At 64.0% G+C, this 10,630-nt stretch carries 9 protein-coding genes; 2 read left to right on the top strand and 7 right to left on the bottom strand.

Annotated features, from left to right (window positions below):
* The first annotated feature begins 199 nt into the window (after positions 1-199).
* Entirely contained in the window at positions 200-715 is a 516-nt protein-coding gene (locus Q0H50_RS06160) for a ferritin (protein ID WP_294420557.1), read from the top strand.
* 603 nt (positions 716-1,318) lie between these two features.
* Entirely contained in the window at positions 1,319-2,503 is a 1,185-nt protein-coding gene (locus Q0H50_RS06165) for an iron-containing alcohol dehydrogenase (RefSeq protein WP_294420560.1), read from the top strand.
* 204 nt (positions 2,504-2,707) lie between these two features.
* Here Q0H50_RS06165 and Q0H50_RS06170 read toward each other — a convergent pair whose 3' ends face one another.
* The 7 genes from Q0H50_RS06170 to Q0H50_RS06200 all read right to left on the bottom strand — a co-directional run bounded on the left by Q0H50_RS06170 (position 2,708) and on the right by Q0H50_RS06200 (position 10,503).
* Positions 2,708-3,397, bottom strand: a complete 690-nt coding sequence (locus Q0H50_RS06170) for an LrgB family protein (RefSeq protein ID WP_294420562.1) — start codon at positions 3,395-3,397, stop codon at positions 2,708-2,710.
* Positions 3,398-3,400: 3 nt separating this feature from the next.
* A complete protein-coding gene (locus Q0H50_RS06175) occupies positions 3,401-4,087 on the bottom strand; it encodes a CidA/LrgA family protein (RefSeq protein WP_294420564.1) in 687 nt (228 codons plus the stop codon).
* A gap of 333 nt (positions 4,088-4,420) precedes the next feature.
* On the bottom strand, positions 4,421-4,594 hold the full coding sequence (locus Q0H50_RS06180; RefSeq protein ID WP_294420565.1) for a hypothetical protein: 174 nt from the start codon (positions 4,592-4,594) through the stop codon (positions 4,421-4,423).
* The gene (gene cydB / locus Q0H50_RS06185) at positions 4,595-5,620 is read right to left on the bottom strand and encodes a cytochrome d ubiquinol oxidase subunit II (RefSeq protein ID WP_294420567.1); all 1,026 of its coding nucleotides are present in this window, start codon (positions 5,618-5,620) and stop codon (positions 4,595-4,597) included. It abuts the gene before it with no gap.
* A 2-nt stretch (positions 5,621-5,622) separates the two neighbouring features.
* A complete protein-coding gene (locus Q0H50_RS06190) occupies positions 5,623-7,059 on the bottom strand; it encodes a cytochrome ubiquinol oxidase subunit I (RefSeq protein WP_294420569.1) in 1,437 nt (478 codons plus the stop codon).
* 262 nt (positions 7,060-7,321) lie between these two features.
* Complete coding sequence (locus tag Q0H50_RS06195; RefSeq protein ID WP_294381300.1) at positions 7,322-7,690, bottom strand: phage holin family protein; 369 nt, start codon at positions 7,688-7,690, stop codon at positions 7,322-7,324.
* A gap of 185 nt (positions 7,691-7,875) precedes the next feature.
* Entirely contained in the window at positions 7,876-10,503 is a 2,628-nt protein-coding gene (locus Q0H50_RS06200; RefSeq protein ID WP_294420571.1) for an ATP-binding protein, read from the bottom strand.
* Between the last annotated feature and the right edge of the window lie 127 nt (positions 10,504-10,630).

Consider the following 10,630-nt stretch of genomic DNA (forward strand, 5'->3'; position numbering starts at 1 on the left):
GACGTAGCCCTATGTGTCCGATTTTCGGACGGTTAGTGCTACGTCCCCGAAGTGTCCGGCTGGCTACGGGAGCATCTTGAAGTGGCTGCTTTGGGGAATCCGGACACATAGTGCTACGTCCCCGAAGTGTCTGGGGTAGTATGAACGTGTAAGGGAAGCCCGGCCGATCGGTCGGGCGCGTGTCCTGAAGGAGGATGCCATGGATGCAAAGGTGTACGAGCTGATTAACGACCAGATTCGCAAGGAGCTGTACTCGGCGTACCTGTACCTGTCGTTCGCCGACTACTATCAGGAGGAGGGCCTGGAGGGTTTCGCCCATTGGTACGAGATCCAGACGCAGGAGGAGCGCGACCATGCGCTCATCTTCCGCAAGTACCTGCATGAGAACGGTTGCAAGGTGAAGCTGCAGGCCATCGACCAGCCCGACAAGACCTTCAGCAACCATCTGGAGCCGCTCGAGGCCGCGCTGGAGCATGAGAAGTACATCACCAGCACCATCAACGACATCTATACCGCCGCGCTCGAGGCGAAGGACTACCGCACTATGAAGTTCCTGGATTGGTTCATCGAGGAGCAGCAGGAGGAAGAGGACAACGCCGAGAAGCAGGTGTCGCGCATGAGGCTGTTCGGCAGCGACGCCAAGGCGCTCTACGACCTGGACCAGGAGAACGCGGCCCGCGTGTACGCCGTTCCCAGCCCGCTGGCGAACGCGTAACCTCGCGGCGAAGGCGGTACAGCCGGGTTTGCGGGCGGTTTGTTCGGCTTCACCAAACGCAAAAGCATGCTGATAAGGCGCCCCGATGCGAATCGGGGCGCCTTGTTGTTTTCCCGCATCATCAACGGCGGCTATCGATTGAGCGCTCTTTTGGGTGGTTTATGCATAAATAGTGGAGCATTATGCATTTCTATAAAAACTCACAAATAGTGGCATCTGTGGCTATAATGCGAGTTCAGAGGCCGAAAATGATTGTTTCATCTGCGTAAACGGCGTTTTGCCCAGGTTGCGGAAAATGAGCCAGCATGCAAGAATACTACCTGTCCGACAGAAGACAAATTGCAAAACTCAAAACGACTATCTTCGCCAAATCGACTGTCTCGGGTTTGCAGGTTCCGTCGCCAAGCGGAACGCGGGTTGCCAAGACCCCGCACATTGCCTGTCGGGATTCCTTTCGAAAGCCGGGTCCTTCCTACCCGGCTTTATTTTTTCCCTTGTGCACCTGCAAGAAACGGGAGCAGTACGCGTTATACTGAGCGCATCGTGCTGCTTGCGGGCGAGGGTGGGCGGCGCGGCGTCCCGAAACCAAGGAAGGCGGTTCCCATGGAAGACTTCGAGTTCGTTTCCCCTACGCATTTCGTGTTCGGCCACAACGCCGAAAGCAAGGTCGGCCCCATGCTGGCCGAGCGCGGCGCGCATAAGGTGCTGCTGCACTACGGCGGGCAGAGCGCCATTAAGTCGGGCCTCATCGACCGCGTGTGCGCGTCGCTTGAGCAGGCTGGCATCGAGTACGTGAAACTGGGCGGCGTGCGCCCCAATCCAGAGATTGGCCTGGTGCGCGAGGGTGTCGCGCTGTGCAAGGAAAACGGCGTGGACTGGGTGCTGGCCGTGGGCGGCGGCTCGGTTGTCGACTCCGCGAAGGCCATCGCCAACGGCGCCTGCATCGATTACGACGTGTGGGAGCTCATCACCAAGAAGCACCCGAACACCAATGTGCTGCCCATCGCCGTGGTTCTCACCATCCCGGCAGCCGGCAGCGAGGCTTCGAAGAACACCGTCATCAGCAACGACGAGCTGGGCATGAAGACCGGCTACGCAAGCAACTACCAGCGCCCGAAGCTGGCGTTCATGAACCCCGAACTCACGTTCACGCTGCCGCCGTTCCAGACAGCCGCCGGCATCACCGACATGTTCTGCCATCTGCTCGAGCGCTTCTTCGACGACGTGGGCGCCGTGCCCGTCACCGACGGCATGAACCTGTCCGTCATGCGCACCATCCGCGCCGAGGCCCCGCGCGTGTTGGCCGAGCCCGAGAACTACGACGCCCGCGCGAACATCATGTGGGCCGGCATGCTGTGCCATCAGGGCCTTTTGGGCATGGGTCGTCACGAGGACTGGGCGACGCACGGCCTTGAGCACGAGCTGTCCGCCTACGACACCACCGTCACGCACGGCGCCGGCCTGGCCTGCTTGTTCCCCGCATGGATGGAATACGTCTACGACGCAAACCCGGCGCGCTTCGCGCAGTACGGCTACGAGGTGTTCGGCCTGGCGCCCACGGGCGACATCGAATCCGACGCGCTGTCGGCCATTGACGAGACGCGCATGTTCTTCGCCAGCCTGGGCATGCCCATCAGCCTGGGCGAGCTCGGCTTGGACGAGGACAACATCGAGGACGCCATCGCCGAGATGATCCCCACCCTGCGCGAGAACAAGGGCGAGCCGTTCGGCAGCTTCAAGAAGCTGACTATGGAGGATGCCGCCGAGATCTACCGCTTGGCGTTGTAAAAGGAATCGCCCGTCTGTCGATGCACGGCAGGCGGGCGATTGCGAATAGGGAAGGGCCCTGCGGCTCCCGTTCGCTTCTCAAACCGTATGGCGTGGCCGGAAGGCCGGCGCTGCAGGTGGAGGCGGATTCGGGAAGCCGCAGGGCCCTTTGCGGTTTTCAGAGGGCGTTTGCGGGGGCTGGGCGGAATCGAAGCCGCGCAGCGCCTACATGAAGCAGCCGGCGATGATCACGATGGCGGTGGTGAGCAGGCCCGATACGGCGATGCTCACGCCGGACATGGCGCCTTCCAGCTCGCCCATCTCAAGCGCTTTCGTGGTGCCCACCGCGTGGCTGCACGTGCCGATGGCCACGCCCTTGGCGATGCGGTTGTTCACGCGGAAGATCTTCGACATGAGCGGTGCGAAGATGGCGCCGAGGATGCCGGTGATGATGACGGCCGCCACGGTGATGGACGTGATGCCGCCCAGCTGCTCCGACACGGCGATGGCGATCGGGGTGGTCACGGACTTGGGGATGAACGAGGTGGCCATCTCGTCGCCCAGGCCGAGCAGCTCGCAGAGCGTATAGGCGCTGATCATCGACACGACCGAGCCGACCAGGCAGCCGCAGAAGATGGGGATGAAGTGCTGCTTGAGGATCTGCCGCTGGCGGTAGACCGAATACGCCAGGGCGACCGTTGCCGGACCCAGCAGAAACGAGATGAGCTGCACGCTGGACTCGTAGGAATCCAGCGGGATGTGGAAGATGCACAACAGGGCGATGATGAACGCCACCGTCACCAGCAGCGGGTTGAGCAGCGGGGAGCGCACCTTCTTGTACAGTGCCACGGCCAGCTTGAACACGATGAAGGATACGACGGTGCCTGCGGCCAGGGTTGCGATAAGGTTCAGCATAGGTTAGGCCTCCTTGCCGGCGACGGGGGAGATGATGCCGGTTCCCGGCGTATGCGGATGGTGCTTGCCGGAGCCCTCGGCGTGCGTGCTGTTGGAGTCGGCGCCGCCGGCCTGGGCCTTTGCCGCGTTCTCCGCCTCGACGGCGGGTGCGAGCGCGGTGTCCTTGCCCATCTTCGCCATGATCCAGGATACGAACAGTACCGTGTAGGACGTGGCCAAGAACACGATGACGGTGGTGGCGATGCAGACGAACGCGAACTTCGCCGCCGCCGCTTCCAGCATGGAGAAGCAGCCCATGATGGCCACGCCGGCGGGGATGAAGAACACGGACATGTTGTCGATGAGGTAGTCGCACGCCTCGCTGATGTACTTCGTCTTCAGGATGTGCGTGCCCAGCAGCACGAGCAGCAGCACCATACCCAAGATGTTGCCGGGAAGCGTGATCGGCAACACGGATGCCAGTGCGCAACCGGCGGCGTATACGCCCATGATCAGGCATAACTGCGCCAACAGCAGCAGGCCGTGCCTGACGGAGCGCTGCAGGCGCTGTTTGGGGGTGTCGGCACCTTTGAACATCTCGTCGTGCGTTTCCTTCAGGTCGCCTTTGACGGAGACGACGAATTCCTTGAAGTGCGCCCAGATTTTGCGCGCACAACACTTGACGCTTGCGGCGTCGTTATTCGATTTCATGATGTGTGGAACAACCCCTTGCCTGGATTTGGGAATAAATACCGTTTTTCTCGGATTTCATACTAGGCCGCTTACCCGGCATTTCGGAAATTTGCCGGGGAATCCACGCGACCGGCATAAGCCGTGCAACGGAACCTCACAAACCTAGGCATGCGAAAGGGGCGATGGGAATCGTTTCCCATCGCCCCCTGCAAGAAGTTGGCGGATTGGTTGTCGGGCTCTCAGCTGGCTGATCGGCGTCGCGCTCTCGGCTGTCGGGTCGGACGCCGCGCGTATGGCCGGCGGCTTGGCCGTCGATCGCTTGCTAGACCCCGGCTGCCGAAGCCGGCAGCGTTAGCGTTCCCGGGCCTTCCATCCCAGCGCGGCCGCGGCTATCACGAGTGCTGCCACCGTTGCTACCAGGCCGATGGTGGGCGCCTTGTACCCGACCAGCATGACCGCCGTGCCGAACAGCGCCATGACCAGGCACAGCACGCTCAGCCATCTCATGTAACCCCGCGTGTTCATCTAGTAGGTCACATCCTTATCGTCCAGGCGCCCGCGGAAGATGCGGTACGCGATCACGTGGTAGGCCAGCACCAGCGGCACGCCCACGCAGGCGATGCCGGTCATCCACGCCAGAGACGTGTCGGAGGATGCCGCGCTCATCAGCGTGATGGATGCGCCCACGCTGCCGGGGGCTGCAACCACCAGGTTGGGGAACAGCGTGACCGCGGTAAGCGCTACCAGGCACACGGCCGCCGCCGACTGCAGAAGGAACGCGACCAGGTCGTTACCCTTGCGGCCCAGCGCGATCGACGCGACGACGCATGCAAGGAACACCAGGGCGATAACCACGCCGGCTGCGAACATGCCCGGCGCGAACACGGGCTTCACCACCGCGAACACCAGGACGGTCGCAACGGCGAACAGCGCCAGGGCCGCGATCTGGCAGGGCACGCGCAGCTTCGCGGCGCGCTTATGCACGGCGGAGCCGGCGGGAGCCTTCAACGCCACCCATGCGGCGCCGGCCGAAAGGCACATGGCCAGGCCGAGCAGGCCGGCGACCAGGGTGAACGGCGACAGCAGGCCCAGCAGCGGCACGCCCGAGTAATCGCCGTTGGCGGCCATGGGGATGCCGGCGATCACGTTGCCCAGCGCCACGCCCGGCAGCAGCGCCGGCAGGAACGAGCCGACGGTGAAGCAGACGTCCCAGGCGCGCGCCCATTGCGGGTCGTGGGCACGGAACTCAAGCGACACTGCGCGGACGATCAGGCCGAACAGTACCAGCATGACGGCTAGGTAGAAGCCCGAGAACGTGGTGGCGTACGCCGCGGGGAACGCCGCGAACAGCGCGCCGCCGGCGGTGAGCAGCCACACCTCGTTGCCGTCCCATACCGGGCCGATGCTGCGGCGCACGAGCGCCCGCTCGCGCTCGTCTTTCGCCAGCGCGCGGTACAGGACGCCCACGCCCAGGTCGAACCCGTCGAGCACGAAGTACCCGGCGATCAGCACGAAGATCAGAAAGAACCAAAGGACTGCAAGCGCGCTCATGGCTATTCCCCTTCCTTGACGGCGGTGGTTGCATCGTCGGCGGAGCCGGCCGCGGAGGCGGCGGAATCACCGACGGGCCCGCGCTTGATGAAGCCCGAGATCACGCGCGCCCATCCGACGAACAGGAACACGTACACGGCTGCGAACAGGGCCAAGGTCGTCAGCAGCTCAGGTGCGGAAACCGACTGCGAGATGGCGTTGTTCGTCAACAGGCTCACGCCGTCGGGACCGGACGTGGAAGGATAGACGACCCACGGTTGGCGACCCACCTCAGCGGTGATCCAGCCCACCTGGATGGCGATGAACGGGAACAAGGGGCTTACCAGCAGCAGCTTCTGCAGCCAGCGCATGGAGCGGATGCGGCCGCCGCGCAGGCTGAACACCACAGCAAGGATGGCCGTGATCATGATCAGGCCGTACATGGCAACCATAAGGTGGTACGACTGGAACACCAGGTTCACGGGCATGTCGGCCACGTCCATGTCGCCGTACTTCTCGGTCTGCGCCAGGGAGTTCAGGCCTTGGTACTGCGTATCCCACGTGCCCGTTGCCAGGAAGCTCGTGCCGCCGGGAATAGAGAACGGGGTGATGACCTGCTGGTTCTCCTCGTCGACCCAGCCGAAGGCGTACAGCGGCGGGACCTCGTCGTCGTACATGCCCTCCATCATGGCAAGCTTGGTGGGCTGCTCCTGCGACACCTCGACGGCGGAGGAGTGCGCGGTGACGATCAGGGCGCACGAGGCCACGATGCCCACGACGGCGCCCACGCGGATGGTCTTCATGGCGAAGTCGGCGTGCTTGCCGCGCAGCAGGTACCATGCGCCCACGGCCAAGGAGGCGAACGCGCCCAGGATCAGCAGCGCCACCACCACGTGGGTGTAGCGCGGCAGCGTGGACGGGTTGAACGCCGCAGCCAGGAAGTCGGTGATGACGGCCTTCGAGCCGTCGGCGGCCAGCTCGGCGCCGGCGGGCGTCTGCATCCACGAGTTCGCGATGAGGATCCACAGCGCGCTTAAGCACGAGCCGGCCCACACCAGCCACGCGGACACGGTGTAGAACAGGCTGGACACCTTGTTGCGCCCGAACAGCAGCACGCCCAGGAACACCGATTCCAGGAAGAACGCGAACAGGGCCTCGGCGGCAAGCGGCGCGCCGAAGATGTCGCCCACGAAGCGCGAGTAGTCGGCCCAGTTCGTGCCGAACGAGAACTCCATGGTGATGCCCGTGGCCACGCCGATGGCGAAGGTGGCGGTGAAGATGCGCACCCAGAAGCGCATGGCGTTGCCGTCGGCCTCGCTGCGGCTTCGGTGGTACTTGGTGGCGAAGATGGCCAAGATCAGGCCCAGGCCGATGGATAACGGGACGAAGATGAAATGGTACGCCACGGTCAGCGCGAACTGGATCCGCGAGAGCAGCGCAACGTCGGATAGCATATCCATGAGAACCCCCTCCTATGTTCATATGCTACTAAACTAGTAACATAATACGTCGCGAAACGAAGAAATGGAAGTCTTAATAAGATTTTGTATCGATTATTTTTTGCGAGAACTTCTGTCAGCAGCGCGTTTGGGCGCACTGAGCCGTGCGTGCACCGTTTCGGTGCACGTGGCTTAGCGCGGGAAAGCGCAACTCAGCGGGTTTTAGAGCCTGCTCGAGCGACGGCGGGTTCGGCGGGGTTGCCGCCGCTCGAGCTGCGTTCGCCTAGTTATCCGCGACGACCGAGTTCATGATCGCGGACACGATGCTGATGACGATGGACGCGAAGAACGCGCTGCCGAAGCTGGAGATGTAAAAGCCCACATGGAACATGCCGTTGCTCAACCATGCGGCAAGGTACAGCATGGCGGTGTTCACCACCAGGTAGAAGATGCCGAACGTCAGGCATGTGATGGGCAGGCTGAGCAGCTGCAACAGCGGCTTGATGCTCATGTCGATGAGCGACAGCGCCAGGCCGGTGATGGCCACGGCGATCCAGCTTTCGGTGGTGCCCAGCACGGCGATGCCGGGGACCAGCCATACGGCGGCCCCTACGGCGACGGCGGTGACCAGCCAACGGATGATGAATTGCATGGCGTCTCCCTTCGGTGCGGTGGGGCATGGGTCAAGATGGTTGCCTCCGATTATAGCCTCGCTTTATGCGCGGGGCGTGTGCGGCGCCGCGGTAACTCCGCCTCGGAGGCGGCTCTGCCGCGTGACGTCGCACGCGCCCTACGGCGCCGCGGCCTCGCTGCAGGAGGGCCGCGGCGCCCGCGTCGCTAGCGATCGTCGTTGCGCTGCAGCTCGTCCAGGGCCTTCGCCAGGTCGGCGATCTTGAACGGCTTGCCCACGTGCGCGTTCATGCCCGAGTCCAGGGCCTTCTTCACGTCGTCGGCGTAGGCGTTGGCGGTCAGCGCGATGATAGGCGTTGTCTGCGCGTCGTCTCGCGGCAGCTTGCGGATGGCGCGCGTGGCCTCGTAGCCGTCCATCACGGGCATCATGGCGTCCATGAGCACGGCATCGAAATGCTGCGGCTCGCTTTCGGCGAACAGCTCCACGGCCTCCTTGCCGTTTTGCGCCTGCTCGAGGGCCGCCCCGCGCTCGGTGAGCATCTCGGCCAGGATGATGCGGTTGATCTGGTTGTCCTCGGCCACCAGGTAGCGCCGGCCCTTGAACACCTCGGTATAAGAGGGTCGCTTCTCGTCCGCACCGCCCTTCGCGCGGCCGTGCTCGGCGTCCTTGCCCGCTCGCTTGCCCTTGCCGGGTTCGTTCTCGGCGGCCTTGCACGGGCACGGCTTCGCCCCTTCGCCTTCGCCCAGCTTGAACTTCAGCTTCACGGTGAACGTGGTGCCGTGGCCCTCCTTGCTTTCCACGTCGATGGTGCCGCCCATGGCGTCTACCAGGGCCTTCGTGATGGTCATGCCCAGGCCGGTGCCCTGGATGCCCTGCATCTGCCTGCCTTCGGCGCGCTCGAACGGGGCGAAGACGTGGTCGATGAACTCAGGCGGCATGCCCATGCCGTTGTCGCGCACGATGAAGCTCAGGCGCACGAAATTCGGGCTGGTCTGCTCGTGCTCCTCCACGTGCAGGGCCACCATGCCGCCGTCGGGCGTGTACTTCACCGCGTTCGACAGCAGGTTCAGCAGGATCTGGCGCACGCGCAGCTGGTCGGCCGCGAAGCTGCGATGCTGCACGTTCACCGCGTCGAGCGTGAGCAGCTGCCCCTTCGCGGCGGTTTGCGGCCGCATGATGGCGTCCACGTCGCGCAGCAGCGTGTCCAGATCGCAGCATTCCTCCTGCAGCTCGATGGCGCCGCTTTCGATCTTGGACATGTCGAGCACGTCGTTGATCAGGCTGAGCAGGTGCTGCGACGAGGCCTGGATGGTGGCCAGGCATTCGTCGGTCTTCTCCCAGTTGCCGGCGTTGTCGCGCGCTATCTGCGTCATGCCCATGATGGCGTTGATGGGGGTGCGGATGTCGTGGGACATCTTCGCCAAGAACGTGCTCTTCGACTGGTTGGACTGCTTGGCTATGGCAAGCGCCTGCTGCAGGCGTTCGCGGCTTTCGGTCTCCTTCGTGCGGTCGAACAGCACGTACACCAGCTTCTCCGTGTCGCCCACCTTCGCGCGGAACAGCGTCTCGTGGTACCAGCGCAGCTCGCCGGTCTCCTGGTGGCGGCGCGTGCTGTCGCCGTCGCGGTGGTCGTTGCTGGGAAGCGTGTGCATGTTGGATTCAAGCAGGCCCTCCGACCCCGGCTCCAGCGAGCGGTCGATGTTGCGCACGTCCTTGGCGATGTCGGCGGAAGGGATGCCCAGGATACGCTGCGTGTTCGGGCTGACGTAGTCCACCGCGCCGTCGTCGGGGCTGAACATGACGAAGATGTTGTCGGTGCTGCCCGACAGCGCGCTGAACAGCTGCTCGCGATATTTCACTTCCCTGACCTGCTGGTCGAGCACGCGACGCCCGTGCTGCACCAGGATGCCCACCACCAGCGCGGCAAGCGCGAACAGCACCACCGACACGGTGGCGATGGTGAGCAGCTGCACCTCCGACATGCTGGCGTTGACCACGTTGCTGGGCACCACGCCCACCATCACCCAGTCCTCGAACCCGACGGGCATGTAGGTGAGATAGTACTGGTTGGTGGCGGTGGAGAACTGCGTGGTGCCGCTCTGGCCTGCGTCGATGTCGGACCGGATGGAATCGATGCCGCCGTCTGCGCCGAACGAGGCGATCTGGCCGAGCCAGTCGAGCAGGTTGGACGACTGCGAGTATTGGTCGGTGGCGGAGAACAGCAGGTTGCCGGCCGGCGTGATGACGAAGCAGCTGGACTGCCCGTCGAAGGCGTTCACGTCAAGGGCCGCCTCCATGTCGTGGTTGTTGTAGCTTATGGCGATGGCGGAGTAGTCGAACCCGTCGAACGAGGCGGGCGTCACGGGCGTGGCGAACACCGTCAGCCCCGTGCCGCTGGTGGGGACGGTGTCCGCCACGATGCTGTTCCCGCTGTTCAGCTGATCGAGCTGCTGGCCCAGGTTGAGCGTGCCGCGCTCGCCGTCGGGCGTTGCGTAGCCGCCCTGCGAGTTGATGAAGTAGAAGTCGGTGAAGCCCCACTTGGCCTGTTCGCCGTCTATGAACTCGCGCGCCTGCTCGGCGTCGTCGCCGGACACGGAGCCGCCGGGCGAGTGGGCGGCGGAGTCCTCGAACATGGTGTTCCACGTGCTCAGGTGGTTCCAGTTGTCGGATACCAGCATGGAGAACGTGTTGTTGACCTGGGAATATATCTCCTTCAGGTGGTCGGCGCTCTCGTCGTGCACCTTCTCCTGGATGAAGTGGACGTACAGGCCGCACACGCAGGCAAGCGTCACGATGACGATGCCGATGGCGGCGGCGAGGGATCGTCGTTTCATGGGACCTCGTTTCGGGCAAGCGCGGGAGGTGCCCGCGCGGGGCGTATGGAGGGGGTTCGGCGGCGGGCGTCGGCGTATGCGCGCCGGGCCCGGTCGCGCGTTCGGGTCCGGCGCGCATGCGTTGGGC

The organism is uncultured Senegalimassilia sp. (genome assembly GCF_934632265.1).
Lineage (GTDB): Bacteria > Actinomycetota > Coriobacteriia > Coriobacteriales > Eggerthellaceae > Senegalimassilia.

Coding starts and splice junctions, on each gene's coding strand:
- Q0H50_RS06170 (WP_294420562.1), bottom strand. CDS start 3,397: ATGCTGAACCTTATCGCAACCCTGGCCGCAGGCACCGTCGTATCCTTC.
- Q0H50_RS06175 (WP_294420564.1), bottom strand. CDS start 4,087: ATGAAATCGAATAACGACGCCGCAAGCGTCAAGTGTTGTGCGCGCAAA.
- Q0H50_RS06195 (WP_294381300.1), bottom strand. CDS start 7,690: ATGCAATTCATCATCCGTTGGCTGGTCACCGCCGTCGCCGTAGGGGCC.
- Q0H50_RS06200 (WP_294420571.1), bottom strand. CDS start 10,503: ATGAAACGACGATCCCTCGCCGCCGCCATCGGCATCGTCATCGTGACG.
- Q0H50_RS06160 (WP_294420557.1), top strand. CDS start 200: ATGGATGCAAAGGTGTACGAGCTGATTAACGACCAGATTCGCAAGGAG.
- Q0H50_RS06190 (WP_294420569.1), bottom strand. CDS start 7,059: ATGGATATGCTATCCGACGTTGCGCTGCTCTCGCGGATCCAGTTCGCG.
- Q0H50_RS06180 (WP_294420565.1), bottom strand. CDS start 4,594: ATGAACACGCGGGGTTACATGAGATGGCTGAGCGTGCTGTGCCTGGTC.
- Q0H50_RS06165 (WP_294420560.1), top strand. CDS start 1,319: ATGGAAGACTTCGAGTTCGTTTCCCCTACGCATTTCGTGTTCGGCCAC.
- cydB (WP_294420567.1), bottom strand. CDS start 5,620: ATGAGCGCGCTTGCAGTCCTTTGGTTCTTTCTGATCTTCGTGCTGATC.